This window comes from Nocardia seriolae NBRC 15557 (assembly GCF_007990715.1).
GTDB lineage: Bacteria > Actinomycetota > Actinomycetes > Mycobacteriales > Mycobacteriaceae > Nocardia > Nocardia seriolae.
Window position 1 is genome coordinate 20,199 of sequence record NZ_BJWY01000047.1, and the last position, 26,921, is coordinate 47,119.

A 26,921-nucleotide genomic window follows, 5' to 3' on the forward strand; every position below is an offset into this window, starting at 1 on the left:
GGCCGAGGTAGATGGCGTTGGCGGCGGGGTCGGCTACGACAGCGGTGGCGGGCTGCATGGCGGTGCAGCCTACGCGCCGGGTACGAGGCAGTGGATTCCCTGACCGGCGGGCGTCGGAACGTGGGCCGGGCGGGCGCGGTGGGCGCCCGAGGTGTACCAGTAGACGGCGCCGACGAGGAGACCGCCGCCGATGATATTGCCCGGGACCGTGTAGAGGAGGTTGCGGGCGAGGTCGGTGAAAGTGGCTTGGCCTTCGAGGATTCCGATGGTGTAGAGGGACATGTTGGCTACGCAGTGTTCGAAGCCTGCGGATACGAAGACGAGGACGGGCATCCAGAGGAGGGCGATCTTGGCGCCGGGGGTGCGGACCCGGGAGAACATCCAGACGGCCAGGCAGACGAGCATATTGCAGAGGACTGCGCGCCAGAAGAGTTGGCCACCCGCGAGGGCATTCTTGCCGGAAAGAAGCTCGGCGAGCATATGTTTCGCGGTGGGGGAGGACGTGACGCCGGAGGCGTGAACCATCGCGGCGAAGGCCAGGGTGCCGACGAAATTGCCGAAAAGGGTGGCGGCCCAGGCGATCAGCATATCCTTGACGCCGGTGCGCCCGGACAACGCGCCGACCAGCATGGTCATGACCGTCGAGGTGAACAGCTGCGCCCCGGCGAACATGACCAGGGTCAGCGCGATCGGAAAAACCGCGCCCTCGAGCAGTTTCACACTCGCGGAGTGCTCGGCCACGAACGGCGAGATCGCGACCAGCAGCAGCACCTCGCCGACCGCGATATACGCGCCCGCCAGCATGGCCGACACCAGGAATCGTCCGGGACTGCGCAGCTCCTCGGCCTTGTGAACGGCCTGGTCGACGGTGCTCGCGACATTCTCGGAAGCGGTATTCACTGCCTCGACATTAGGACCCGGCGGTCTGTGCCGACACTGACCAATGTCCCGAATCCCGAGATCAAGGCTTTCAGAGTTTGTAGCCGATGGCGCGCAGGAGCCCGTGCCGGTCGGCGCGGTCGGCCTCGGATTCGATGCCCAGCGGTGCGCCGCCGTCGACCACGCCGACGATGCCGCGGCCGAGAGCGGTTTCGGCGATGAGCACCTCGACGGGGTTGGCGGTGGCGCAGAAGATGCCGCAGACCTCGGGGACGTTGCGGATCGCGTTGAGGACGTTGACCGGGTAGCCCTCGCGCAGGAAGACGATGAAGGAGTGGCCCGCGCCGACCGCGGTCGCGTTCTTGGTGGCGAGTTCGACCAGGTCGTCGTCATTGCCGGAGTAGCGAATCAGCCGGGGGCCGGAGGCCTCGCAGAAGGCCAGGCCGAACCGCAGGTGCGGGGAGGTCCCGGCCAGCGCCTCGTGCAGATCCTCCACGGTCTTGATGAAGTGCGATTGCCCGATGATGACATTGAGCTCATCGGGCTTGTCGATGGGCACCGCAGTCAGTTCCATGGCCCTATCGTGCCTCGCCACGGGCCCGATGTACGCGAAATCGCGCCCGCCACCCGGATGTGGGCGACGGGCGCGATCAGGATCGGGTCAGGAGACGCGATCGGGTTCGGGCGTCGGGACCGCGATCGATTCGGCCGGGTGGGCCCGCTGCTTGCCGAGCACGGAATGCGAACGGCTGTAGGCGAAGTAGATGACGATGCCCAGCACCATCCAGATCACGAAGCGCAACCAGGTCTCGATGGACAGATTGAGCATCAGCCACAGGCAGGCCAGCGCCGCCAGAATCGGAATCACCGGGACCAGCGGGACGCGGAAGCCGCGCTTCAGGTCGGGGCGGGTGCGGCGCAGGATCGGCACGCCCAGCGAGACCAGGACGAACGCCACCAGGGTGCCGATGTTCACCATTTCCTCGAGCGTCCCGAAGTCGACGAAACCGGCCAGCAGCGCGCACACGACGCCGACGATGACGGTCAGCCGCACCGGGGTGCCGTGCTTGCCGGTGTGCGCCAGGCCGCGGGGGAGCAGGCCGTCACGGGCCATGGCGAACAGGACGCGGGTCTGGCCCAGGAACATGACCATGACGACCGTCGACAGGCCCGCCAGCGCGCCGATCGAGATGATGTTCTTCACCCAGGTAGCGCCGTGGATCGCGAAAGCCGTTGCGAGCGTCGCGTTTCCGCTGTCCAGCTCGGTGTAGGGCACCATGCCGGTGAGCACCAGCGACACCGCGATGTAGAGCACGGTGACAATCGCCAGCGCGCCGAAGATGCCGCGCGGGACATCACGCTGCGGATTGCGGGTCTCCTCCGCGGTGGTGGCCACCACGTCGAACCCGACGAAGGCGAAGAACACCAGCGACGCCGCCGCCAGCAGGCCGTACCAGCCGAAACTCGTTCCGCCCGAACCGGTCAGGAAGGAGAACAGCGACTGGTGCACGCCGCCCGCCTGCTCCGACGGCTGCGACGGCGGAATGTAGGGGCTGAGGTTGGATGCCTTGAAGTAGGTCGCGCCGACCACCAGTACGAGCGCGATCACGGCCAGCTTGATGGCGACCGCCACGGCCGAGACCCGCGAGGACAGCTTGGTGCCGGTGGCCAGCAGCACGCCGACGATCGCGATGATCAGCACCGCGCCCCAGTCGAACGAGACCGACCCGACGTGCGCGACCGGATTCACCAGCCCGCCGAGGACCTCCCCGAGATACTGCGACCACCCCTTGGCGACCACCGAAACCGCAAGGGCGAATTCGAGAATGAGATCCCACCCGATGATCCAGGCGATGACCTCGCCGAAAGTGGCGTACGCGAAGGTGTACGCACTGCCCGCCACCGGCACCGTCGAGGCGAACTCGGCGTAGCACAGCGCCGTCAGTCCGCAGGCGATGGCCGCGAACACGAAGGCCAGCGAGACCGACGGCCCCGCCACCGTGCCCGCGGTCCGGGCGGTGAGCGTGAAGATGCCCGCCCCGATGACCACCGCGACACCGAAAATGGTGAGATCCCTCGCGGTCAGATCCTTGCGTAGCTTGGAATCCGGCTCATCGGTATCCCGGATCGATTGCTCGACCGATTTGGTGCGGAACATTCCGCTCGCGAACGCCACTTTGCGTCTCCTTCCTGAAAAGCGGTGCGATCAGAGCGCCCGCGGGATGGCGTCGAGACGCCGCTCCGCGAACCTGTTCGCCGCCGCACCGGTGCCGATTCCCTCGGCCTTGCTTTCCGCGATGATGTCGCGGCAACGGTCGAAGATGCCCCTCACCGCGTCTTCGACCTCGGCCGCGGCTGCCTTACGCAGCTCACCGGCCACCTGAATGAGCCCGCCACCATTGGCCACGAAATCCGGGACCCAGGTGATGCCGCGCTCGTTCAGGGCGTATTCGACTGCGGGCGTGGCCAACTGGTTGTTGGCGGCGCCGCAGATCAGCTTCGCCTCGATGGCCTCGGCGCTGGACGCGGTGAGCGTCCCGCCGAGCGCGCAGGGGGCGTAGACGTCGACCGGAGCGGTGGAAACCGTGCTCAACAGTCGAACCGAAGGGTGATCGCTCGAAATGCGTTCCAGCGCGGCCTGGTTCACGTCGGTCGCGCAGACCTCCGCGCCGTCGGCCAGCAGCAGCTGGATCAGTTCGCGCCCGACCTTGCCGACGCCCTCGACGCCGACCGTCCGACCGGCCAGAGTCGGTGCGCCCCAGACAGATTCGGCACCGGCGCGCATGGCGTTGAACACGCCCAGCGCGGTGAGCCGGGCACTGTCACCCGAACCGCCCGCGCCGGTGCTGCGACCGGTGACATGGCTGGTGTAGCGGCCGATGGTGTCCAGATCGTCGGTATCGGTGCCCACATCACCCGCCGTGATGTACCGCCCGCCAAGGGATTCCACGAACCGCGCGTAGGCCGCGAACAGCTCCTCGCTCTTGTCCACCGCCGGATCGCCGATGATGACGGCCTTGCCGCCACCCAGATTCAGCCCGGCGGCCGCCGCCTTGTAGGTCATGCCCCACGACAGCCGCAGCACATCGTCCAGCGCCGCCGACTCCGAGGCGTACGGGTACATCCGGGTCCCGCCCAGCGCCGGACCCAGCGTGGTCGAGTGAATCGCGATGATCGCCTTGAGCCCGCTCTTGTCGTCCTCGCAGAACACCACCTGCTCGTGGCGTCGCCCGCTCAACTCCTGAGAGCGCCCGAAAACCCCTGCGTCGGTGTGCATTGCGGTCACAATCGATTCCTTTCGTGGACGCCGCTTGTGGCGGCTGGTGGGTGGCCGCGTGGTGGGCGGCCGGGTGGGCTGTCGCTCGGTGCGCCAGCCGGTTTGCCGCGGCGTGCGGCGGTGGTGGTGGTGCCTCGCTCGTGTTCGCTGAGCGGGCCGCTGCGGTCGGGGGTCATGTGGTCGCGCCGTGCGCTGCCACGCGGCGGCCCGAGTCCGGCGGCAGGAGAGATTGCCGCTGGATCGCGCCGGGCCGGTATGGAATTGGTCGGGGGCGAGGGGCACCCGTCACCGGGGCTGCCGAGCGCGGCCCGGCTGGGTGTCGGGACCGTCTGGTTTCAGGCGGCCACCCGCGGATCAGCCGTCGAGGCCGAGTTCGCGGAGGCGGGTGCGGTACAGCTCGACGTTGCCGAGCTTGACGTCCTCGTAGCCGCGGACCAGGTCGGGGAGACCGGCCGCTTCGGTGGCGGTGGCGTAGCTCTGGTCGGTCAGTCCGGCCGCGAGTCGGTGGACCATTTCGGTGTAGTGGGACAGGAGTTCCCGCTCCACCTTGCGGACGTGGGCGTAGCCGAAGGGATCGAGCTTGGTGCCGCGCAGGGACTTGCCCTTGGCGAGGAGTTTCAGGGCCACATGGGATTTGGGGGTGAGGCCGATCTTCTTCTTGCGGCCCAGCGCCCGCAGCATCGGGGGATGCAGCTTGTAGGTGAGGTTTTCGCCGCCGGGGACCTGGGCCCGCGCGTCGGCGAGGAAGGCGGGATCCACCAGCAGGCGGGCGACCTCGTACTCGTCCTTGTAGGCGGTGAACTTGTGCAGGCCGCGCGCGACCGCCTCGCTGAACTCGGTGCGCTCGGTGACGGTGCGTTCGGCGGTCCAGGCGGCCTGGACCGTCTCGATGTAGCGGCGCGCGACCTTCGCGTTCTGGTAGTCGACCAGCTCGGCGGCGCGCAGCTCCACCAGCCGCCGGACCTCACCGTCGAAGCTGGTTCCGGCCAGCAGCTCGGCAGGCGCGACGCGCGGAACACGATGCGTAGCAGCCGATTCGGTCGCGATCGCGAAAGCCTCCGGATCCGCGATGGCCACCCGGCCCCAGCGGAACGCCGCGATATTGGCCGCCACCGCGACCCCGTTGATACCGATCGCCTCTTCGATCGCCGCGGCGGGCAGCCGCAGGCCGCCGGTCTGGAAGGCCGCACCGACCATCAGGAAGTTGGCCGCCGCGGTATTGCCGAACAGTCGCAGCGCCGCGGCCAGCGCATCGAAATCGAAGAGCGAATCCGACACCCCCGCAAGGCGATCCAGCAGCGGCTGGGTGTCCGGGTACTGCACCGACTTGTCGTAGACCATGTCACCGGTCGGCGTCTGGCTGGTCGAGGCGACCACGACGGTGCCGTCCGGATTGCCGTACTGGAGGTTGTTGGGATCGGCCGCGGTCAGCAGATCGATGGCCATGATGCAGTCGGCGCTGCCCGGGGTGAGCCGGTTGGACGGCTCCAATTCCGTTGTGGAGAAGCGCAAGTGGGACAGCACCGGCCCGGCCTTCTGGCTCAGCCCGATCTGATCCAGGCTCTCGACCGAGTACCCGGCCCGCAGCGCGGCGGTGGCCAGCACCTGGTTCACCGTGACGATGCCGGTGCCGCCGATACCCGCGATGAGCACGTTCTGGGTGCCCAGCGGCGCGCCCAGTTCCGGATCGGCCACGGCGGGCGGTTCGGCGGGCTTGCCGCGCTTGGAACCCTTGCGGCCCTTGGCCTCCGGGTTCACCTCCACCGTCACGAACGACGGGCAGTCCCCGTCCAGGCAGCTGTAGTCGGTATTGCACGAGGTCTGATCGATGCGCGTCTTACGCCCGAACTCGGTCTCCACCGGCTGCACCGACAGGCAGTTCGACTTGGTGCCGCAATCGCCGCACCCCTCGCACACCGCCTCGTTGATCACCACGCGCGTATTGCGCACCGGCAGCGTCCCACGCTTGCGCTGCCGCCGGGCATCGGCGGCGCAGTGCTGGTCGTAGATCAGCACCGTCACGCCCTCGATCTCGCGCAGCATCCGCTGCGCCTCGTCGAGCCGATCGCGATGCCACAGCAGCGTGCCCTTGGCCAGCTCTTTCCGATTGTGCCGCTTGGGATCATCGGCGCAGATGACGATCTTCTCGACGCCCTCGGTGGTCAGCTTGTGCGTCAGCCGAGCGACCGACAGCTGCCCCTCCACGTCCTGCGCGCCGGTCATGGCGACGACCTCGTTGTAGAGCAGCTTGTAGGTGATGTTCACCCCCGCCGCCACGCACGCCTGTACCGCCAGCTGCCCGGAGTGGAAGAACGTTCCGTCGCCGACATTCTGGAACAGGTGCGGCACATCGGTGAACGGCGCCTGCCCGATCCACTGGCTGCCCTCGCCGCCCATCTGGGTCAGCCCGGTCACCGCGCTGTCGCTGCGCCCGGACAGGGTGACCAGGGTGTGGCAGCCGATGCCGCCGCCGCCGATCGAGCCCTCCGGGATCGCGGTGGAGCGATTGTGCGGGCAACCGGAACAGAAGTACGGGGTCCGCTTGGCCGACAGCACCTCCAGCGAAAGCGCGGGCGGCGGAGCCTTTGTCAGCTCGACTCGATCCCGCAGCACCCGCCGCAGCGGAGCCAGCAGCCGTCCCGCGGTGAGCTCGCCGTCGAACGGCATGAGCGGCATGCCGTTCGCGTCCAGCTTGCCGATGATCCGCGGCGCATGCGCGGTGCCGTAGAGGATTTCACGGATCTGGGTCTCGATGAACGCGGTCTTGTCCTCGACCACGATCACCTCGTCGAGCCCCGCCGCGAACTCGGTGACCTTGTGCGCCCCAATGGGATACGGCATCCCGATGCGCAGCAGCCGAATGCCCGCGCGATGCATGGCCGCCTCGTCCACGCCCAGGTCGACCAGTGCCTGGCGGACCGCGTCGAACGTGGTTCCGGTGGCCGCGATACCCAGGCGCGCCCGCACGGGATCCACCTCGATGACATCGAGATCATTGGCCGCGCCGAAGGCGCGCACCGTGGCCCACCGCGGCCCGTACAGGTCCGCCTCGGCCAGCACGCTGTCCGCCGGAGCCGCCATGGGCCGCTGCCGGTAGGCGAAAGTCTTTCCCTCCCACTGCACCTCGGGCACCGAGATGGGCAGGTCGGCGACCGCGGAATCGACCGTCCACGCCCCGTCGGCGACATCGGCCACGATCTTCATGGCCACGATGCACCCCGAGGCCCTCGACAGCGCCACCCCCTGCATGCCCATCGTGATGATCTCGCGCGCATTGCGCGGGAACAGCACCGGTACCCCCATGGCGGCCAGCGACCGCTCGCTCACCGCGGGCACCGTCGATGACTTCGAGGCCGGATCATCGCCCACCAGCAGCAGTACGCCGCCGCGCGGATTCACCCCGTACATGTTCGCGTGCCGGATGGCATCGGTTGCCCGGTCCACGCCCGGACCCTTGCCGTACCAAACACCCACCACGCCATCGTGTGTCGCCGTCCCGGCCGGTAGATCGGCCTGGCTGCCCCACACCGAGGTGGCCGCGAGTTCCTCGTTGAATCCCGGCACGAAGGTGATGTCGTGCTCCGACAGCACATTCGGCATGCCCAGCAGCATCTTGTCGACTCCGCCCAGCGGGCTGCCCTGATACCCGGACACGAAGGTCGCCACCCGGTGCCCGGCGCGCATATCGCGAACGTGCTGCTCGACGAGCAGTCTGGCAATGGCTTGCACGCCGGTGAGAAGCACCGGACCCGCGCCGGACCGGTAGCGGTCGGCGAGGTCGTAGGGCGTAGCCGGTTCGGCCTGCCGGACAGGCGCCCAGGCAACGTCGGTCATGGACAGTCACCACACTCTCCACAGCCTCGTGAGCTGCAAACGAAGGGGATCTAGCGATCGGTGCAGCGAAATCTGCCGTGAAGTGTGATCTGTGTCAACAGGGGTGCGAAAAGTTGATCAGACTGCTCAAAAGTGATCTGGAGCACTGTGACGCGCGCAGCATTCTGCTCAGGCGCCGGGGCTCCCCGTCAGATGCTCGACGAGCGGCAGCGACCGGTACTCCACCGGAGTCGCCAGGGCCAGCATGGTTTCGGTGTGCTTGACCCCGGGAATGGCGTGCACCCGCTGAATGATCGCCAGCAGATCCGGTTGCGACCGCGCGGCAATGCGCACCAGCAGATCCGAGCGCCCCGTCGTGGCATGCACCTCGAGCACATTCGGGAACTCCCGCAGCGCCGCGACGATGTCGTCCATCTTGTTCTGATTCAGCTCGATCCCGAGGAACGCGTGCACCGCGAACCCGATCGCCTCCAGATCCACATCCGGCGGATACCCCCGCACCACCCCGGACGCCTCCAGCCGCTTCATCCGGGCCTGCACCGTGTTCCGCGCGATCCCCAGCCGCTGCGCCAACTCCAGGATCGGCGCCCGCGGATCGGACGCCAACTCCGCCAGCAGCGCGGAATCCAGCCCGTCGATCTTGATGCTCATAACGCATTCTCCCATTCCGGCCGAGCGGTCCGGACCGGGCGGACGGTCTTGTCGAACGTGTCCGCAGGTCCGGATTAACGCCGCTTCCGGCATGCTCGATGATCAGTTCGTGAAGCGAGACCGGAGGGATTCATGAGGGTCGGGGCAGTGGCGGCGGTCGCGGCGGCAGCGGGGCTGGCCCTCGCCGTGAGTGGATGTCAGGACACCACCACATCGGGCGGTGCGACAACGACATCCGGGGGTACCACGGCGGCGGGCCAACAGCCCGCGGCTCCGGCCGGTAGTGGGCACGGCCTGTGCTTCGACCTGAACTCGGATCTGGCGCGATCGGCGATCGCGAAATTGTCCGCACCGCCGGTCGGACAGTGGCAGACCGGGCAGGTCAGCGAGAACCCGATCTCCTCCGGCTGCGACGGGGTGCTGTCGTGGATGACGGTGAACTCCAACGTCAATCACCCCTACACCCACGTGCTGTTCTTCACCGGCGGCACCTACCTGGGCACCGCCACCACCGACCCGTACATGTACACGATGGTCACGGCGAAGACCTCCACCAGCCTGTCCCTCACCTACCACTGGCTCCAGGCCGACGACGCCATGTGCTGCCCGAAGGGCGGGCCGAGCGTCGTCACCTTCACCCTGAAGGGCGCCAAGGTCACCGCCGACGGCCAGTTCCCGCCCCACGCCTGAGACGGCGCCGGGCCGGGTGGCTACGAGACGCGGCTGTGGACCGCGCCCGCGACCGCCGCGTCTCCGACGGGGGTGGGGTGGAACGGCAGGCCGACCAGATTCACCTTCGGGTCCAGGACGGACAGCAGCCAGGGGTCGGCGGAGCAGAGGCCGTGGCCGGCGGTGGGCGTCCGGGCATCCACGAAGTCGATCGAGAGCAGTTGGGCCGCATCGCGTTCGGCGTCGTCTATGCGGTTCCAGAATTCGTTGATGGCGGTGGCGCGGGGCTGGACGTAGCGGAAGGCGCCCAGTACGTCGAGGCACCAGGCGGTCGAATTCTCCGGGGCCAGTTCGGGGTAGCCGACCAGTTCGATCCTGGCGTTGGGGGCGTAGTACTTCACGTAGTCGACGACCTTGCGGATGCGGTCGGCGTAGGCCGCGCCGGTGACCGTGTCGAGGTCGGGCCAGCGACCCTGCGCGACCGCGTCGGTGTCGCAACCCTTTTCGAGGTTGAAGGCACAGGTCAGCTGGGCGGGGGCATCGGCGGTGGTGGCGGAATCGCGGGGCCACTCGTCATTGGCGCCGAGCTGGATCGCGACCACTTTGGTGCGCGGGCCGAACGCCCCGTCCTTGGCGGCCTTGATGGCCAGCTGCGCCAGGGTGTAGCCGTCGCGGCCGGGCACCTGCTGGCCGGTCGAGGTCACCGGGCCGCTGTCGATCGAGGCGTTGGTGCAGGTGGCGTTCTCGAAGTCGGCCGCCTCGACGCCCATGAGCTGGCTCAGCCGGACGGGCCAGGAGGTGTCGCGATGCAGGCATTCGTGGGCCGAGGCGTCATTGTTGCCGTCGCACTTGACCAGTACCCCGTCGCAGGGCGGGTTGGCGGCGAACGAATCACCCATGACCACGAGCGTGCGGCCCGCCGCCGGGGTCGGTTCGTCGGCGGACGCGATGCCGGTCGATCCGGCGGCGGTGAGCACGGCGGCGACGGCGGCCAGCCGGAGCGGAAGAACGGCCGCGCGCTTGGGCCTGAAGCTGATCATGCACATCCTCGATAAGTGGTACCGGCGGTGGTGCTCACGAGGCCGGTGGGACAACCATATAGGTCAGCTTCGGCCACGCAACGGACATGGGTACCAAGGGATCTCGGCAGATCCAAATGCTCACCTGATCGTTCTGCCCGCCGATGCCGAGGCGGTTGTCCAGCCGCGCCGCGGGTGTGGTGTGGGCGAAGCCGGCCAGGAAGGCGCGCGTCTGCGGCCCGTCATTGAATCCGACGTAGAGGATGGTCCGGGCCGAGTCCGGCGGCGGACCCCATTCGGCGAAGCCACGATTGGGGCTGTAGACCGGCGGGATCCATTCCGACCGCCGGTACCGGTCGAGCGCACCGGCCTGGTTGTAGGCCGCGGCGACGACCGCCGCGTCGGCCTGTTCCTCCGGCGGCAGGCCGATCGCCACCCTGTGCGCCGCGTCGGCCAGGTCCGGCCAGCTGTCGTTGCCGTAGTGCTGCAGGAAACCCCAGTAGCCCTCGTTGTCCGGCACATCGATCCAGCTCTTCGGGTACGGCAGCATGGCCAGTCCGGCGGTCAGCACCGCCGAGGCGACGATGAGGCCGGTGAACAGCCGCCGCAGATTCGCGCGCGTCCCGGCGGTTTCGAGCAGGCCGGACAGGACTGCCGCGCCCGCGCCGAAGATGGCGGGGACGATCCCGGCGACGTAGTAGGAGCGGCCGTGCTCGACGATCACCAGGACCACCATCACCGCGGCCGCGACCAGCACGAACCGGTACGGCCGCAGCTTCGGTGAGCGGGCCAGGCCGTAGAGACCCAGCAAACCCAGTCCGCCGCCGAGGAATCCGGTGGTCACCATGATCGCGGCCACGGTTCCCCACGGGCCGCCGTCGGTCTGCGCGGTTTCGTGGGCGATGGCGGCATTGGTCGCCAGCTGCGGCCAATCCCGGGCGGCCTGCCACAGCAGGGCGGGGGTCATGGCCGCGGCGAAGATCAACAGCCCCAGCCACAGCGCGGGTCGGCCCAGCATCGCGCGGGGTCCGGCAATGAGCACGCCGGCGGCGATACAGGCCCCGAGCATCAGGATCAGCCACTTGTCCTGCACGTCGAGCGCCGCCGCCACACCCGCCGCAATGAGCAAGCGGTCCTGGCGGATTCGCACCCAGCGGACCAGCAGCCAGACGATCAGGGCCTGGCACGCCACGTCGAAGGCGACGCTGTCGAGCACGGTGTAGGCGACGACGAACGGCGACATGGCGTAGGCCGCCGCGGTCAGCATCTGATAGCGCGGCCGCGCGCCGCACTCGAAGGCCACCGCCGCCGCGAGCACCGACACCGCGACCAGCAGCAGCAGTCCGGGGATCCGCAGCGCGACCACCGATCCCGGCGTGATGAGATCGCCCAGCCGCGCGATCAGCGGGATCACCGGACCGTTGTCGACGTAATCGACCGCGAGCCGCCGACCGCACGCCAGGTAGTACAGCTCGTCGCCCGCGAACTGGAACCGCATGGCGGAGACCGACCAGACCAGCGTGATCAAGCCGGACACCAGGACGACGCCCCGCCACGCGAAACGTGCCGGCGCGGCCGTCGATTCGGGTTGCGAGGTATAGGTAAGCGTCATTGCTGCTCCGATGGATGCGCCGGGTCAGCGGGTCTGCGCGACGTGGCCGAAGACGGCTTCGGCCACGGCGGTGTCCCCGCGCGGTGAGGGATGGAAGGGCAACCCGGCCGGATCGGTCCGCGGATCCAGGAAACCGTTGAACCACGGATCGGCGGCACACAGACCGTGACCGGCGGTCACCGGCTTGACGTCGACGAAGTCGATCCCGAGGATTCCGGCCGCGTCGCGTTCGGCTACCTGGAGCCGATTCCAGTACTCGACCATGGCTCGTGCCCGAGGCTGGACCCAGCGGACGACGCCGAGGATATCGAAGCACCACGCCGTGGCGTCCTCCGGTGTCACTTCTGGATAACCGACCAGTTCGATTCTTGCGTTGGGCGCGTAGTACTTCACGAACTCGACGACCTTGCGCATGCGATCGGCGTAGGCCGCACCGGTGACCGCGTCGAGGTCCGGCCAGCGGCCCTCGGTCACCGCATTCTCGTCACAGCCGCGCACGACATCGAGCGTGCAGGTGAACACCCGGGTCGCGTCCGGGCTGACGGCGGCGTCGCGGGGCCACGCGTCGTTGAAGCCCATCTGGATCGCCACCACCCGGGTCCGCGGGCCGAACGCGCCGTCCTCGGCGGCCTGCCGGACCTCCTGGGTCAGGGTGTAGCCGTCGCGGCCGGGCACCTGCTGCCCGGTGGAGGTCGCCGGACCGGTGTCGATCGTCGCGCTCGAGCACGAGTTGTTCTCGACGTCGGCCGCTTCGACGCCCATCAGCGTGCTCAGCTGGACGGGCCAGGAGGTCGGGCCGTGCAGGCAGGCCCGCAGTCCGGCGCTGCTGGTATCCACGCACTTCACCAGCACCGCATCGCACGGCGGGTTCGCGGTGTACGAATCACCCAGCACGACAAGGGCGCGGCCCGCAGCGGGTTCGGCATCGGCCGCCGCCGTGCCGATCGGGACCGTGCAGGCGAGCGCGCCGACGACGGCCGCGGCCAGCCGGGGCGGGAGAACGCCACCCTTGGTCCAGGTACTGGTCAATGCAAATCCTCATCGAGTCACAGGCGGGCCGGTTTAGGCTTCGACCGTGACGCAGGTCTCAGCAGCTGACCGGTAAAGCAAAATAGCTCTATTTCACTTTGTTGGCAAGCAGCCGCCCGGCGTTCGGGCATCCCTCCTCGAACCCTATGCAGGACAAGCGTACTGCTGAATGCCGTTCAGCTTGACGGCCACCGCTATCGAGGAGGGTCGGGACTCGTCCTCGATAGCGGCGCACTGGCCGACGGCCCTATTGTCTGCAACCGGCCCGGCGGCCCGGCCTCACCTCAGGTGTCGGGTGAAGAACCGGTTCGCCTCCTCCCCGGCGTGCTGCGGGACGCCGGTGTGCCCGCCCATATTGGCGTGCAACGTCTTCTCCTTGGAGCCGAAGGCGTCGAACAGATCCAGGGCCATCTGCCGGTCGTTTCCTTCGTCGTCCCACTGGAGCAGGACGTGCAGCGGAATGGTGACCTGCCGGGCCTCCTCGATGATGCTGCGGGGAACGAAACTCCCGGCGAAAAGGACGGCGGCCTCGATGCGCGGCTCGACCACCGCCAGCCGGGTGCCGATGGCGATCACCCCGCCCGAGTAACCGACCGGGCCGCCGATCTCGGGCAGCGCGAGAAGGGCGTCCAGAGCGGTTTGCCATTCCGGGACCGCCTTGTCGACCAGCGGGAGGATGAGCCGGTCGACGATCTCGTCGTCGACCGGCCCGCCGGCCGCCAGCGCCCGGCGCAGGTCGGCGAGGGCCGAATCGGCGGCGGCCGAACGGGGTCGGTCACCGCTCCAGGGGAGCTCGATGGTGGCCACGGCATAACCCTCGGCTACGGCGTGCCGGGCCCGGGCGAGCAGTCGCGGGTACGCCTTGCGCAGCCCGAAGGGAGGGGGACTGACCAGGATCAGCGGTACCGGTGTGGAGGCGGATGCGGGTGTCCACAGGATGCCGGGGATCTCGCCGAGGGTGAATTCGCGCTCGAGGATGTCGTTGTCGAGGTGCTGTTCTGAAATGAGTTGCACGGTCGTGCCTTTCGGGAGTGCTGAAAACGGCGCTCCCGGACGACCTCTATCGCCCGACCGTGACCCCGGAGGGGAGCACCCACGTCGATACTGCGTTCACGGGTACCACCTCCTCGTTCTCCGGCACGGCCACCGTAATGGTAGCAGCGGTCGCAGTCGTCCGCCAACGAATTGTTGCGGTGGCCTCCTAATTTGAAGGTGACTGTCGTCCGCATCTGTACCAGCGGATTCGTTACCGGAACCCTGTTGTCGTGTGGGTGATTCGGGTGAAAAGCAGCGGTGCAACGGGTCGGTCGAAGCTGACCGACTGCCGGACAGCGCGGTTTCGGACCGTCCGTTGGGCATACTGCCCTGTGTGGCCATGACCCGGCAGCTCGCCCGCATCCCGACGGTGTTGCTCGCCAAATGTCGCGAGTCGGTGCAGGCGCTGGACACGGTGTGTTCGTTCACCGCGGTGCCGGACACCGATTATCTCGATCTGGATTGGTGGCCTCTCGTTTTGGTGCCGACGTGGAAACGGACGGGAGCAGACCAAACGGTATTGGAGGCATTGAGCCTTTTTCATCGTTGTGCGGCGTGAATCTCGCGGTCCTGTAGCACGTGGATGGCCTTGGCCAGCGATCCGGCTCGGTGCGGGCAACAACGCAGTTTCTGCAGCACCTTCCTGGTCAACGTGATGCCCGCGTTCGGGCCGCCCACCGCGCTCGTGCTGGTGCTGTTCAAGCTGAATTGGCATCTGAATCCCGTTGTCCTGGTTGTGGCGGGCGCGCTGACGAGCGGTTGCGGACGATATCTGCTGGCCACCGCGACGGGCCGGATTCGCGCCCGGGTGAGTCCGCATCGCCAGGAGAGCCTGCGAGCGGCCCGCGACTACCTCACCAGCCACAAAGGCCGATCACTGCTCGGGCTGAGCGTCTTTCTCCTGTCCCCGATCCCCTCGGCGCCGCTGTTCGAGGCCGCCGGGCTGATGGGCATTCGGTTGCTGCCGATCACGGTGGCGTTCATCGGCGGACGGCTCGTCAGCTACTCCCTCTACGTCGGCGCCACAAGCATCGCGGAGAAGAGCCTGGGCGCGGTGTTCACCGACGCGGTCACCTCGGTGTACGGGATCGCCCTTCAGCTGATCCTCCTGCTGCTGGTCGTGCCACTGGCCCGAATCGATTGGACGAAACTACTTCCCGCCACACCGGGCGATCCCGGCGATGGTCAGCACCTGCCCTACGGCGATATCGAATCGTAAAGACCTGCACTCCAGTGACTTTCGTCCGATGTAGGAATCCGCTTCACGGTCGATAGTGAGAGAAAACGAGAACCGGAGTCGGAGCCATGACGATACTTACCCGTCGCTCGCCGGCGGTCGGCAGCGAATCCGGGAATCGTCATCGATGGCGAATCCTCACTGCCGCGATACTCGCCGGGGCGGGTCTCGCCTATGCGTTGTGGCTGGTGGAATTCGCACTGCCGACACGACTTTCGCTGATCTCCAGCTTCGTCAGCGAGCACTATGTGGTGTCTCAGCCCTACCACCTGCTCTTCCGCGGCGGGGACGTCATCGCGGGCATCCTCTATACGGCGGCGGCCGCTCTAGTGGCCGCGGGGCGCCGCGCGGGTGATCGGCTCATCGCCGGTACGGTCGCAGCGGCGGCGCTGTTCGGGATGGCGACCGTGACCGACGCCGTGTTCGTGCCGGACTGCCTCACCACGGTCGATCCTGAATGCGAGCGAAGGGAATTCGCCGCGCAAGTGTCCTGGCATCACCTCGCGCATCTGGGATCGAGCGTCGTTTCCCAGCTCGCCGCCATCACCGTCGTACTCGCTCTCGAGCGGCTGGCCACACGATCGTGCACCCGCATCGATCGGGTGAGTCTCCGGACGGGGCTGGCCGTTGTGATCGTCGCCGGGCTGGCCTGTGTGGCCGGTTATCCCTTCGGGTGGGTAGGCGTTCCGCAGCGGATTCAACTGGTCGCGTTGAGTACGATCACGATCGGGGTGGCCTGGCGAATCGCGTTTGCCGATGGTGGCGAGATCCTCACCGGTCGAGGACGAAGGGCCCTGCCGGTCGGTGGCGCCGATGGTGACGATGAATCATGACCTCCGATATCGATGCCCGCCCGGCCGCCGAACCGGTGGTGGCCTGCACCGGGCTGACGAAGGATTTCGGCGCGGGCCGTGGTGTTTTCGACCTGGACCTCACCGTCGGCTGTGGGGAGACGTTCGGTTTCATCGGCCCCAACGGCGCCGGGAAGACGACCACGATTCGCCTGCTTATGGACCTCGCGCGTCCCGATCGCGGGCATGCCACGATCTGCGGGCTCGACGCGCACACCGACAGCGTGGAGATCAAACGCAAGATCGGTTATCTGCCCGGCGAACTGGTGCAATGGCCGCGGGTCAGCGCGGGCTACGTGATCGGCATGCTCGCGGGCCTGCGCGGCGGCGTGGACGAGGACTACATCCAGGCCCTCGCCGAGCGACTGCGCTTGGACCTCGGCCGCCGCTACGAGGAACTCTCACACGGCAACAAGCAGAAGGTCGGATTGATCCAGGCGTTCATGCACCGGCCCGAATTGCTGGTCCTGGACGAGCCGACACTGGGACTGGATCCGTTGATGCAGCGTGTCTTTCACGAACTGCTGCACGAAGCCGTGGCGGGCGGCGCCACCGTGCTGCTGTCCTCGCATGTGCTCTCGGAAGTCGAATCGGTCTGTGACCGCATCGGGTTGATCCGCGACGGCCGGGTGTGGAAGGTCGGCTCGCTGAACGAGTTGCGGGTCACGCGGATTCACCGTGTCGAGGCGATCGTGTCCGGGGCACTGGATCCGGCGCGACTTCGTGAGATTCCGGGTGTCGGCGATCCTCGGGTCACCGGATCTCGTCTCACCTGCTCGGTGCAGGGCTCGATCGGGCCGCTGCTGGACGTGTTGACGGCGGCCGGTGTCGTCGAACTGGACAGCCACGAATTGTCGCTCGAGGAGGTGTTCCTGCATGAGTTCGAAACCGCTCGTGAGCCTGCGGCTGGCCGCTGACACCGTCCGCGGCCATCGCCGGGGCATCCTCGGCTGGACTGTGGGCAGCGCCGTCGCCATAACGGCCATCGGCGCCGGATTCCGCAGTGAGACAGAGCGCTTCGCCGGCTGTCCGAAAGGTATGGCCGATAGCATGCAGGCGGGGGTGCAGGCCATGCGGCTGCTGCGCTGGCCCGCCGATCGGCTCGACACTCTCGGTGGCTACCTGACGTATCACAACATCACCCTGCTGGTGCTGTTCCTGACCCTCTACGCGGCGGTGCAGGGGGAGGAGCGGTCCGTGGCGCCGAGGCCGGGCACTCGATCGAGTCGATCCTGGCCACCGGACGAACGCGGGCACAGCTGGTGCGCGACCGCGCCCTGGGATTCGCGATGGTGCTGGCGCTGATCGGGTTCGGACTCGGCGCCGGGTTGGCGCTGGCCATGGCGGTCGGTGGCGACTCCGATCCGGTCGGCTCGTTCGCGATCGCATTCGCCGCGGCGGCATGCGCTTTCGCCGGTTACGGTCTCGGCGCGGCGGTCGCGCAGCTCGCGGCGACCGCACGCTCGGCCGGTGCGGTCGCGGCGCTGGTCGTGGTGGCGCTCTACCTCTACACCAATGTGTGGGACCGGTTCGGGCCGTTGACGATGCTGCGATTCCTGTCGCCGTTCTATTACTTCGCACGGTGTCGTGCCCTGGTGCCCGGCGCGGGTTTCGACGGGTTCTCGCTGGTCGGCCTGGTGCTGGCGGCCGCGGGCCTGAGCGGTGTCGCGGCCTGGCTGTTCGGACGTCGCGATGTCGGCAGTGCGCTGTGGACACGGTCGGTCCGTCACGCGAAACCCGTTCGGCCGGTGCAGCGTCCCGTACTGAATCGGTTGTGGTCGGCCTCCGTGCTGCGGGAGCGCAGCGGGCTGGCAGTGTGGTCGGCGGCGTCGGCGGCGGCGCTCGGGTTGATGGCGTGGCTGGAGCCCGAAGTGATCGACATATGGGACAAATTCGATCTCACCCGCCGGATGCTGCAGGTCGACCCCGGTTTCAGCGCCGGCGGCCAGTACCTCGGCTTCGTCTCCGAATTCACCGGCCCGATCGTGGCCGGGTACGTGGTCACCCAGGCCGCGAGCGGGGTCGGCGATCGCGAGCAGGGCCGCCTTGCCCTGCTGTTGTCCACTCCGCTGTCACAGACCGCGCTGATCAGGCAGCGGCTGATCACGGTGCTCGTCGGCACGGTCATCATCGTCGCGGTCGCCCTCGGCGGGTTGCTCATCGGCGCGACGGTCGTCGATGTGTCTCTCGATGCCGCCGGGACGGCGCGGGTCGCCGCGAGCGCGTTGCTGCTGGCCGCCGGACTGGGTGCGGTCGCGACGTGGCTGGTGACCTGGATTCCGCGGTATGCCGTTGCGGGCCTGGCAATCGTGCTCGGGCTGTCGTATCTGCTCGCGCTTCTGGTGCCGATGTTCGCCTGGCCGTCCTGGATTACCCGGCTTTCGTTGTTCGGTGCGGTCGGCCACCCGTACTTGGAGGTTCCGCCTTGGGGCGGAGCGCTATTCCTGGCGATTCTGGCGGTAGCCGGATTCGCTCTTGCCGCTGTGACGGCCACCCGGGCGATGACAGCGGCGTGATCACGAGTCGATTCGGCTCGGCGTTCGATGTCGTGTGCGCTACTCGCCGAGGTTGCCGGTGGCAGGGAAACGGGTAGCGGGCAGGTTGTCGTCGATCCAGCCGGTGATGCCGTCGATCCAGGCGGCGATCGCGGTCCAATCGCGCAGATCGCCGAAGGGGCAACCGAACAGACGGACCAGTAGCCGTGTCCGCAAGTCGGGCGGCCGGGCGACGACACCGGCGAAGCCCTGATACCCTTTGCTGTCGGCCGCAGTTCGGCATTCGGTCACGGCGGGTGGGGTGATCCGTTTGAAGATCGCTCCTACCGGACCATGCAGCGCGGGGCCCATGCCGACGCTGAACAACCAGTTCGGCTGTTGTTTCAGAGTGGCGGCGTGGCGTTGGATGTAGTCGGCGAAGCCGGGCAGGAAACGGCCGTTGTGGATCGCGCTGCCCAGCACCACCGCCTCGAACAGGCCGGGGTCGGGTGCGCGGTCGACGGGTTCGACACGGACGTGTAACTGCTTGTCCCGCATGCGTTGCGCCATGAACTCGGCGATTTGGGCGGTCGAACCCGCTGCGGACGCGTAGACGATGAGCGTCGAGTGTTCGATACGGTCGCTGTTGTCGGAGGTCATAGGGCAACCCTCCGCCGGATCCGGTCGCCTCAGCAGGGCCGTCAGTCCCATTGCCGAATCGACGTTGGTCACTGGAATTGCTTGTGGGTGAGCAGTATTCGATCGAACAACAAGCAGTTTCACCTGATGAGCACGGTCCTCGCATCTGGCGGTCCTGGGGGGTTCGCCGATCACCTTGTTCTAGAGTGAGCGTTCGCGGACGATTCTCGCGATGTCCAGAGCGCGGACGCGGCGCAGTGCGGGCAACTGGACGACGATCGCGGCGGCGAGAATGGCGACGGCGACGAGCGCAGGTGTGAACGCCCGCATCGCGAGTTCGAGGTGGGCGCCTTGGTTTTCGTAGGTGGACATCAGCCAGCGGGCCAGCAGGATTCCGCAGCCGACCCCGACGGGTATGCCGACCACGGCCAGGGTGAGGTTCTCGGCGGCGATCAGGCGCGACAGCATTCCCGAACCCATGCCAGCGGCGCGCAGCGCGCCGAGCTCACCGAGGCGTTCGCCGATATTGGCCGATATCGCGTTGAACAGCAGCGCGGCCGCCATGACGGCCGCGAACACCAGCATGATCCCGACCAGCGTGTTGTACATGGCGAACGCTTGTCGCATCGCCGAGGCGAGGGTTGCCGTGGAAAGGTACGCAACCGCACCGGGTATCGCGGTGAGGCGGCCGGAGACGCCTTGCTCGTCGGTGACATCGGGGCGCAGCTTCACCAGTACGCCCGTGTCCGGCACGGGTCCGATCGCTTGCCGCAGATAGTCGGACGAGACGTAGACGACCGGGGACAGCGGCTCGTCGACGAAACCGGCGATCGGGGCCGAGACGTGGTGCCCGGTAGCGGAGGCGGAGACATCGACGCTGTCTCCCACAGACAGTCCCAACGTCTCGCGCAGCCCGGAGCCGAGCAATACCCCCTTGCCGGACAACTGATTCGAGCCGGATGTCGCGGTGAACCGGTGCATCTGGGTCGTGGGCGGCAAACTGATCAGGAGGGTGTCGTAGTGGCGCTGACCCGCTGAGAGCATGACGTCGTAGCGGCCCACGGGCTCGGCCGCGGCGACGTCGGGGTCCTGCCGGACTCGGGTCAGCACCGTATCGGTGCTGCCAGGTGTGATGGCGATCTCGGCGTCCTGCAGCGTGATTCGGCCGTATTGACGGTCGATGAGGGTGGCGACGGTGTCGCGCAGTCCCGCGAACACCATCACCAGACTCACCGCGACGGCCACGCCGGCGACGGTGAACACGGCGCGGCGGCGGTTGCGCAGCACGGCGCGCACCGTCATCCGCCAGCGTGCGGGTGCATGTTTCAGCGGCGGCACCAGGCGTTCGACCAGGCTGCGGCCCCCACTCTGGGCCGGTGGGGCGACCCGCATGGCCTCGGCGGGCCGCATCCGCGCGGCGGCACGCGCGGGCGCCCATGCCGCGAGGGTGGCGGCGGCGAGCGTGGCGGCGGCAGCGATGAGCAGGGTGAGGGGATGCAGCGCGGTCACATGCAACGGCAGTCCGAGCGCCCGGGTGTAGCGAGTGGTGATCCAATCGCCGAGCAGGTAACCTCCGGCCAAACCGGGAACGATACCGAGCACAGCGCAGGCCAGGCCGTATCCCAGATAGTGTCGACGCAGCCGGGCGGGGAAGAACCCGTTGGCGACAAGGGTTCCGATGACCGCGCGCTGCGCCGCGACGACCCGTGACAACAACACGTAGGTCCCGAGCACCGCAGCGGCCAGGAACAACCACGGCAGGAGATTGGCGAAGGTCCCGAACGCGTTCACATCATCCTGGAGAGCCCGATACGAGGGCTGCTGATCGCGCGGAACGAGTTGGAGTCCATGTTCTCGCGCCGTCTGCTCGGCTGCTTGAGTCAGGTCGCCTACCGCGGCCCGATCGCGAGCGTAGAGCGCGACCTGTTCGACGGGGTCGGGCAGCTTCGCGACCAGGTCGCCGTCCGGGACGAACACGACGCCGAAGTGTTCGGGGGTGGTCATGATCTCCTGGACCGAGCGGGCAGGCCAGAAATACTCGGCCGACAGCGCCGATCCCGCCACCGGGATGGCTTGCCACCCAAGAGAAGTCAGCAACTCGATGCTGTCGCCCGGCTTCAGGCCGTAATGGTCGGCAAGATGCTGTTCGACCACGAGCCGCCCGGCCGACGGCAGCGTGCCCGATTTCATCTCGAGCTGGGAGACACCGGGCTGCACCGACTCCGGGACACCGATCGCGCGTCCCAGGAACGCTCGTCCATGCACGCGGATACCGACCTCGCTCTGGTGCCTGACGTCGACGATCGGCTGCCCGGGCAACCGGTCGAGCGTCGAACTCAGTTGCGCGGCACCGGGACCGGAGATGATCGCGTCCGGCAGCCGCTGCTCGCTGTAGGCGCGGGCGAAAGACTGATCGAGGTTGCGATACGCATCGGTGGCCGCGACGAAGGCGGCCACTCCGATGCCCAGGACAGTCGCGATGGCGAGGAACTGCCAGCGTTGCCGCCACAGATCGCGGAGCAGTTTGCGCAGCAGCACCCGGCTCACCACTGCAACTCCGACGCCTCGACCGGACGTGCCACGGTCTGCGAACTGCTGATCGCACCGGACCGCAACCACACCACGCGATCGGCCATGCGGGCGATCTCGGAATTGTGGGTTACGAGCAGGACGGTGTGGTGGCCCTCCCGCGCGAGATCCCGCAGCACACCCAGTACCTGCCGGCCCGTGGTGAGGTCGAGACTGCCGGTGGGTTCGTCGCAGAGAAGCAGCGGCGGTTCCTTCACGATCGCCCGTGCGATGGCGACCCGCTGCTGCTGGCCACCCGAGAGCTGCCCGGGAAACCGGTCGGCGACATCGCCGACACCAACCAGGCCGAGCGCGTCGTGACTGCGGACGGCGGCATTCGGTCCGGTCAATTCCGCCAGCACCTCCACGTTCTCCTGTGCGGTCAGGGTTGGGACGAGATTGAAGAACTGGAACACGAACCCGACCCGATCCCGTCGAAAAGCGGTGCGCTGCTTGTCTTTCAGCGTGCCGATATCCATGCCGGCGACCTCGATGACACCTGTCGAGGGCTCCTCGATGCCGCCCACCAGGTTCAGCAGCGTGGTCTTGCCCGACCCCGACGGGCCCAGCAGCACCACGAACTCACCGGGGCGTACCTCCAGATCCACGCCGTGCAGTGCGACCACCTGGCCAGGACCGGACCCGTAGGTCTTGCCGACCCCGGTCATCCGCAGTGCGGGAGCACCGGACGCGGCAGCGGCCTCGGCGGCCGCCAAGGGATCGACATGTGCGTGTCGGCTCATCAACCCAGCATCACCGAGTGGCGCCCGACAGCGGAAGGGCCGGTTGTCACAGCCCGACGGCACCCAGAGTGCGCGCACCCGTCAAGCCGGTGAGGACCGCCAGGACGATCTACGCCTCTGCGATCACGTGGTAGACCACTCCGCCACAATCGTTTCCGCTCTCACAGCCGTGACCGCGACGACCGGTGGGGCGAATGCCCGCATGGTGATCGCTTCGGTCGGCCATTCCTGGACCAGCGCCGCCGATTGTCTGCCGAGATATCCCCGAATCCTGGTATCACCTGCCGCAGCGGAATGGCGTGCGAGACACCCACAAGCCAGTGATCGCGGCGGCGATGTAGGCCGGTGCTGTCGCCATACGAGTGAGGATTGCCGTTGTCAGAGGTATCGATCCCGGGCTGCGTATGCCCTTCGGCAGCTCTCGCCGCGTGGAGCTCGTCGTCCTTGCCCGGGCGTTCGTCTTGCCACGGTGTCCGGGGTTGTGAGCTGGCCGTTCGAGATCACAACGCTTCCGGATTCCGGACTCGTTCGGGCGCGGTCAACAGTTCCGCGGTCTCCGGTAGGACCTCGAGCACGCACATACGGTCGCTCGACCCCGACGACAGGTAGTGGCGCACGAGGAAGAGCAGGCGAGCGTGCATGATCGCGTTGCTGAACCCACGCCAGTTCACGAAGTACTTCCACACGTCGCGGCGCAGATACCATCGGCGCAGCCCGGAATCGGTGCGCACCGTCGCACGGCCGCTGATCCGCAGGACTCTCCGATCATTCGGCGCGCTCTCGACATTGAACAGGACCGTGACTCGTGGATTGGCCCTGGCATTCATCGCCGCCAGGGTGCGCTCCGAGGTGCCGAGGTAGATCTCGCCGTTCCCGTATACAAAGTAGAGCGGATTGACATGCGGTCGTCCCGTCCGCGAGACGGTCGCGGTGCGCGCCACCATCGCGCGACGAAGAATATCGACCGCGTCCGGATCGTCAGGATTCATCCTCGGCCTCCCTCATGCGCCCGTAATCCCATGCGACAGCTCGCGCCGGTTGAAGTGCGTACCAAAGGAATCCGCGGGCGAGGTGCTCTATCCCGCTCATCGGCTCGACGTGCCCTCGCATATAGACCGCCCGGAGGTCGAAGAATTGGGATCCCGCGTCGACCAGCAGCACGACTTCGTCGCCGACAGCCGGGAAACCGGCGGCACTCGAGGGTATTCCGACCAGGTAGCGGTCGCCCTCGAACAGAACGGTGACCGGTTCGGCCTGTGGGCCTTGTTCACCGGTGAATGCCAGGCATGCGCGTGGCACGTTCTCGAGGAGATCCCGCGCCTCCGCCAGATCGATGTTTCGTGTGATTCGCTTCATATGAGTACCTCGAAAACCTTGTGAGGCTTGCTGATTGGCCGTCGTATGAACAATTCACTCGGCTCGATGGCCACCCAACCAGCTTGTGTCGCCATCGAGCCGCCCTAGGTGAGTGGCTGGGGTCGGGGATGGTCGCCGAGCATGCGGTCGAATTCGGTCCGCACAGCGTCGGCCAGTTCCGCGAGGTAGGGAAAGTGGTCGGGGTCGGCGGCGATCGTCACGGTGAGTGTGTCTGCGTAAGAGAGCACTTCGAAGTAGACGGGGGTGTTCCCGCCCGGGCCGACGCCGATGGGTATGGCGGAGGTGATGGTCGATCCGCCGAACGACATCTGCTGGGAGGGGCCGCGGACATGGGAGATGAGCGTGTGGAATCGGTGCTGATGGTTCATGTACCAGCGGAATACGCCCAGTGCCGCCATCGGCCGGAACAGCCATCCCAATGTCGCGATCGGAGGCGGTCCGGTCGCGGCGTCCCGGAGCGTGTGCACCTGGTCGGCGACATTGCGAAGGCGTTGCGCCACAGCCCCATCGGTGGGAATCGAGATCAGCATCGGTGCGACCATGTTGCCCACGCCAGGGGTCGTGTCGTGTGGGCGGCCGGACACCGGAACTGTGGCCACGATCGGGTCGACGGATTCCCCATGATTTCTCAGCACGTGATGCAGCGCGGCTGCCACGGCGACCAGGACCGCGTCATTGGTCGTGGCGTCATAACGGTGCGCGCAGGTTCGCAAGGCCGTGACATCGGCGCGGACGAGGGCCAGACGCAGGCGCGGTCCGGTGCGCTGAGTGAGAGAACCGGGCACGACCCGCGACGGTCGCAACCCGCCTGCCGCATGCAGGGATGCACGTAACAGGCGCAGGGATCGAGTAGCGCCACGCAAGGACCGCCATCGAACGATCAACGCGTCGCGGGCGAGCGCGGGCGCGGTGGGTTCGGGCCGAGGGAAGTCGTGTCGCGCGGGGCGGGGTCGCGTGTCGATGAGATCGGTCAGCACGGCCAGCCCACCGATCCCGTCGGCGAGCACGTGATGCAGGACGACCACGAGTGCGCGCTGCCGATCGGTGAGGCCGGTGATCAAGACCGCCGCCCACAGTGGTGCCGTCTTCGGCAGCGGGTTCATGATCACCGATAGCGCCAGGTCCAGCATGGCCTGCTCGTCGCCGGGCACCGGACATTGCATGGTGCGTACGTGGTTTCGGAGGTCGAATCGCGGATCGTCGACCCAGATCGGTGCGCCGCAGCCGAGGGGCGTTCGGATCAGTCTTTGCCGCAGCCGCGGGACGGAGTCGATGCGTTCGGCGATCAACTGGCGGGTGCGGTCGAGATCGATCGAGTCGGCATGGTCGAGCATCAGGACGACACCGAATTGCTCGGGCGCTGGTCCGGTGTCCATGGCCAGGAATGCCCGATCCGTCGCGCTGGCCCGCTCGATCGGTGCGAGTAGGTCGCCGTGGGCACGACCATTGGCAGGAAGCGTGGTGGGAGTGGTGTGGTCCATGCGATGGTCCTGTCATTGCGGTGCTTCGGTGGGGTGCGGTCGATCGAAGGGGCCGAGGTCGTTCGCCTGTTCGAGGAATTGCTTGATCCGGTCGGGATCGGCGGCGGCGTAGAAGTAGACGTGTTCGACGTCGCCGTGCCTGCCCGCCTCAGTGAGCCCGAATGCGAAGTCCAGGGTCCAGACCCGGTTGATCCAGCCCTCGAGAAGCGGCGGGCAGTTGCAGAAGTGGATAGGGGCCATGAAGGCCACCCCCGGAGGAGGGCGGTGAACTCGACGGAGGACTTCCCGCACAACGCCCGCTGCACGAACCACTGCTGGCCCGGCCACCGGCAGGAATCGAGCACTCTGCCGCGCAGGTTCAGCGCCCTCATTGCCGGCTCCGTATTCCTAACCGCGGGTGCGCAGTTCGCGGTCGATCTCCGCGGCGGTCACAGGGCGATGGAAATAGATCGGGATGGCGTCGAGGAGCAGCAGCACCGCCCACGCGGCGATCACCCAGCCGGGCCAGAAATACCCGAATCCGGTGACCGCCCAGGCGCCGACGAGGGACAGGTTCACCACGACATACGCGATGACGTCGGCCCGCAGTTTGTGTTTACGCTCGACTCGCCGACGAGCCCAATCCAAGTCGGTTGCCGCCCATCCTGATTGGCAGGGCACGGTCTGACGCGGAGTTTCTTCGTCGATGGGGTCCGATGGAGAAGTCATCGATGTGTCCTCGATCGATGAGAGGTTTCCGCTATCCAGCGTGACTATCCAATGCGGTCTGGACCAAGGGGCCAAGGTCCCCTCCGATGCAGAACAAGTCCCTCCCTTTTCCTCGGGCATTGCGCGCGACAATCGTCGGATTCGGGCCTCACACTCGTGCCGGACCGATCTTGCGAGATGCGGCCCGATGGCATCGAGGCACGTCCCAGGCCGTCTGGAGCACCAGAGCGATCCGGCCGGCGTTGATAACGAAGCCGAGCACGAGGGTGGGCGCGAAGAACAACACGAGCAACGTCGTGGAACCTAGGACACCGGCAACCGTGAGACCGGTCCACCAGGCGTTGGGAACCAACCATCCGAGCACTGCCAACGCAGCGGCCGCTAGCGCAGCAAATGTGACGACGGCCAGCATGGCTCCCATGGAGTGCACGAATCTGCTGTGAACGCCCCGCCCGATCAACCACGAGCGGTCCATATCGAACGGGTTGTCCGCGTTGGCTGTGGAGGACCCACGCGGTGTCGGCAGGAGAAAGACCAGATGCGCCCAGCCGTGCGCGAACAGGATTGCCGCAACCAGCCACGCGCCCAGGGCATTACCGCGCTCCAGCAACCACCAGACCAGGACTGCCACCATCAGTAGAACGACCACCAGCGGCAGCAGAGTTGTCGCCGTCTTCATCAGACCCGCCTCCTGGAACACAGCCCAACGACACGGTGACCGCGCAAAATCTCCTGTTGATGGGGCCGCTGCTCGACTAGTCGTATCCGTCGAGGGCGGCTCCGGTTCACCGCCGAAGGACCTCTCCTCTGACTGCACTCCACTCGTCCCGGCAGCTAA

26 protein-coding genes are annotated in these 26,921 nt (G+C 67.4%); 7 read left to right on the forward strand and 19 right to left on the reverse strand.

The window, feature by feature from the left end; genetic code table 11:
* Nucleotides 1-69 precede the first annotated feature (69 nt).
* The 6 genes from NS2_RS16430 to NS2_RS16455 all read right to left on the reverse strand — a co-directional run bounded on the left by NS2_RS16430 (nucleotide 70) and on the right by NS2_RS16455 (nucleotide 8,641).
* On the reverse strand, nucleotides 70-900 hold the full coding sequence (locus NS2_RS16430; RefSeq protein WP_045437927.1) for a formate/nitrite transporter family protein: 831 nt from the start codon (nucleotides 898-900) through the stop codon (nucleotides 70-72).
* A gap of 70 nt (nucleotides 901-970) precedes the next feature.
* On the reverse strand, nucleotides 971-1,453 hold the full coding sequence (locus tag NS2_RS16435; RefSeq protein WP_033088269.1) for an adenosine-specific kinase: 483 nt from the start codon (nucleotides 1,451-1,453) through the stop codon (nucleotides 971-973).
* An 87-nt stretch (nucleotides 1,454-1,540) separates the two neighbouring features.
* Nucleotides 1,541-3,037: an amino acid permease gene (locus NS2_RS16440; RefSeq protein ID WP_147207206.1), complete on the reverse strand. Its 1,497-nt coding sequence runs from the start codon at nucleotides 3,035-3,037 to the stop codon at nucleotides 1,541-1,543.
* Nucleotides 3,038-3,085: 48 nt separating this feature from the next.
* On the reverse strand, nucleotides 3,086-4,156 hold the full coding sequence (locus NS2_RS16445) for a Glu/Leu/Phe/Val dehydrogenase dimerization domain-containing protein (RefSeq protein ID WP_096490690.1): 1,071 nt from the start codon (nucleotides 4,154-4,156) through the stop codon (nucleotides 3,086-3,088).
* 354 nt (nucleotides 4,157-4,510) lie between these two features.
* On the reverse strand, nucleotides 4,511-7,990 hold the full coding sequence (locus tag NS2_RS16450; RefSeq protein ID WP_033088266.1) for an indolepyruvate ferredoxin oxidoreductase family protein: 3,480 nt from the start codon (nucleotides 7,988-7,990) through the stop codon (nucleotides 4,511-4,513).
* A gap of 168 nt (nucleotides 7,991-8,158) precedes the next feature.
* Nucleotides 8,159-8,641, reverse strand: coding sequence for an Lrp/AsnC family transcriptional regulator (locus NS2_RS16455; RefSeq protein WP_033088265.1), 483 nt, complete (start codon nucleotides 8,639-8,641; stop codon nucleotides 8,159-8,161).
* A 132-nt stretch (nucleotides 8,642-8,773) separates the two neighbouring features.
* Between NS2_RS16455 and NS2_RS16460 the strand changes: the two genes are divergently transcribed.
* Nucleotides 8,774-9,331 (forward strand): LppP/LprE family lipoprotein, encoded by a 558-nt coding sequence (locus NS2_RS16460; protein ID WP_045437920.1) that lies wholly within the window; start codon nucleotides 8,774-8,776, stop codon nucleotides 9,329-9,331.
* Between the two features lie 20 nt (nucleotides 9,332-9,351).
* Here NS2_RS16460 and NS2_RS16465 read toward each other — a convergent pair whose 3' ends face one another.
* The 4 genes from NS2_RS16465 to NS2_RS16480 form a co-directional block, all read right to left on the reverse strand.
* Nucleotides 9,352-10,350, reverse strand: a complete 999-nt coding sequence (locus NS2_RS16465; RefSeq protein WP_071344553.1) for an SGNH/GDSL hydrolase family protein — start codon at nucleotides 10,348-10,350, stop codon at nucleotides 9,352-9,354.
* A 34-nt stretch (nucleotides 10,351-10,384) separates the two neighbouring features.
* Nucleotides 10,385-11,941, reverse strand: coding sequence for a glycosyltransferase family 39 protein (locus NS2_RS16470; protein ID WP_052086532.1), 1,557 nt, complete (start codon nucleotides 11,939-11,941; stop codon nucleotides 10,385-10,387).
* Between the two features lie 24 nt (nucleotides 11,942-11,965).
* Nucleotides 11,966-12,970, reverse strand: coding sequence for an SGNH/GDSL hydrolase family protein (locus NS2_RS16475; RefSeq protein ID WP_052086531.1), 1,005 nt, complete (start codon nucleotides 12,968-12,970; stop codon nucleotides 11,966-11,968).
* A 279-nt stretch (nucleotides 12,971-13,249) separates the two neighbouring features.
* Entirely contained in the window at nucleotides 13,250-13,984 is a 735-nt protein-coding gene (locus NS2_RS16480) for a dienelactone hydrolase family protein (protein ID WP_033088262.1), read from the reverse strand.
* A gap of 355 nt (nucleotides 13,985-14,339) precedes the next feature.
* Here NS2_RS16480 and NS2_RS16490 point away from each other — a divergent pair, with 355 nt between their 5' ends.
* From NS2_RS16490 to NS2_RS16515, 6 genes are all read left to right on the forward strand, one after another.
* Nucleotides 14,340-14,564, forward strand: a complete 225-nt coding sequence (locus NS2_RS16490; protein ID WP_033088261.1) for a hypothetical protein — start codon at nucleotides 14,340-14,342, stop codon at nucleotides 14,562-14,564.
* A gap of 24 nt (nucleotides 14,565-14,588) precedes the next feature.
* Nucleotides 14,589-15,224 carry a hypothetical protein gene (locus NS2_RS16500; RefSeq protein WP_045437918.1) on the forward strand — a complete coding sequence of 212 codons (636 nt, stop codon included), beginning with the start codon at nucleotides 14,589-14,591 and terminating at the stop codon, nucleotides 15,222-15,224.
* 86 nt (nucleotides 15,225-15,310) lie between these two features.
* Nucleotides 15,311-16,075: a DUF998 domain-containing protein gene (locus NS2_RS16505; protein WP_081985966.1), complete on the forward strand. Its 765-nt coding sequence runs from the start codon at nucleotides 15,311-15,313 to the stop codon at nucleotides 16,073-16,075.
* Complete coding sequence (locus NS2_RS16510; protein WP_045437916.1) at nucleotides 16,072-17,010, forward strand: ABC transporter ATP-binding protein; 939 nt, start codon at nucleotides 16,072-16,074, stop codon at nucleotides 17,008-17,010. Before NS2_RS16505 ends, NS2_RS16510 begins: the two co-directional genes overlap by 4 nt.
* Entirely contained in the window at nucleotides 16,970-17,398 is a 429-nt protein-coding gene (locus NS2_RS37535; RefSeq protein WP_228102624.1) for a hypothetical protein, read from the forward strand. The genes NS2_RS16510 and NS2_RS37535 overlap by 41 nt, the downstream gene beginning before the upstream one ends.
* Entirely contained in the window at nucleotides 17,383-18,609 is a 1,227-nt protein-coding gene (locus NS2_RS16515) for an efflux permease Rv1217c-related protein (RefSeq protein ID WP_327127743.1), read from the forward strand. The genes NS2_RS37535 and NS2_RS16515 overlap by 16 nt, the downstream gene beginning before the upstream one ends.
* Nucleotides 18,610-18,648: 39 nt before the next feature.
* Here the strand turns inward: NS2_RS16515 and NS2_RS16520 are convergent, their stop codons facing one another.
* From NS2_RS16520 to NS2_RS16560, 9 genes are all read right to left on the reverse strand, one after another.
* Nucleotides 18,649-19,350 (reverse strand): flavodoxin domain-containing protein, encoded by a 702-nt coding sequence (locus NS2_RS16520; protein ID WP_143161428.1) that lies wholly within the window; start codon nucleotides 19,348-19,350, stop codon nucleotides 18,649-18,651.
* A 57-nt stretch (nucleotides 19,351-19,407) separates the two neighbouring features.
* The gene (locus NS2_RS16525) at nucleotides 19,408-21,753 is read right to left on the reverse strand and encodes an ABC transporter permease (protein WP_147207205.1); all 2,346 of its coding nucleotides are present in this window, start codon (nucleotides 21,751-21,753) and stop codon (nucleotides 19,408-19,410) included.
* On the reverse strand, nucleotides 21,750-22,517 hold the full coding sequence (locus tag NS2_RS16530) for an ABC transporter ATP-binding protein (RefSeq protein ID WP_081985964.1): 768 nt from the start codon (nucleotides 22,515-22,517) through the stop codon (nucleotides 21,750-21,752). Before NS2_RS16530 ends, NS2_RS16525 begins: the two co-directional genes overlap by 4 nt.
* A gap of 500 nt (nucleotides 22,518-23,017) precedes the next feature.
* Nucleotides 23,018-23,506, reverse strand: a complete 489-nt coding sequence (locus NS2_RS16535) for a pyridoxamine 5'-phosphate oxidase family protein (RefSeq protein ID WP_033088257.1) — start codon at nucleotides 23,504-23,506, stop codon at nucleotides 23,018-23,020.
* Complete coding sequence (locus tag NS2_RS16540; RefSeq protein ID WP_033088256.1) at nucleotides 23,496-23,873, reverse strand: hypothetical protein; 378 nt, start codon at nucleotides 23,871-23,873, stop codon at nucleotides 23,496-23,498. The genes NS2_RS16535 and NS2_RS16540 overlap by 11 nt, the downstream gene beginning before the upstream one ends.
* Nucleotides 23,874-23,977: 104 nt before the next feature.
* Entirely contained in the window at nucleotides 23,978-25,375 is a 1,398-nt protein-coding gene (locus NS2_RS16545; protein ID WP_081985963.1) for a wax ester/triacylglycerol synthase domain-containing protein, read from the reverse strand.
* A gap of 12 nt (nucleotides 25,376-25,387) precedes the next feature.
* Complete coding sequence (locus tag NS2_RS16550) at nucleotides 25,388-25,615, reverse strand: NAD(P)H-dependent oxidoreductase (RefSeq protein WP_143161426.1); 228 nt, start codon at nucleotides 25,613-25,615, stop codon at nucleotides 25,388-25,390.
* Nucleotides 25,616-25,762: 147 nt separating this feature from the next.
* Nucleotides 25,763-26,083: a 2TM domain-containing protein gene (locus NS2_RS16555; RefSeq protein WP_096490687.1), complete on the reverse strand. Its 321-nt coding sequence runs from the start codon at nucleotides 26,081-26,083 to the stop codon at nucleotides 25,763-25,765.
* Nucleotides 26,084-26,231: 148 nt separating this feature from the next.
* Nucleotides 26,232-26,762, reverse strand: coding sequence for a hypothetical protein (locus NS2_RS16560; protein ID WP_143161425.1), 531 nt, complete (start codon nucleotides 26,760-26,762; stop codon nucleotides 26,232-26,234).
* Nucleotides 26,763-26,921: the final 159 nt, after the last annotated feature.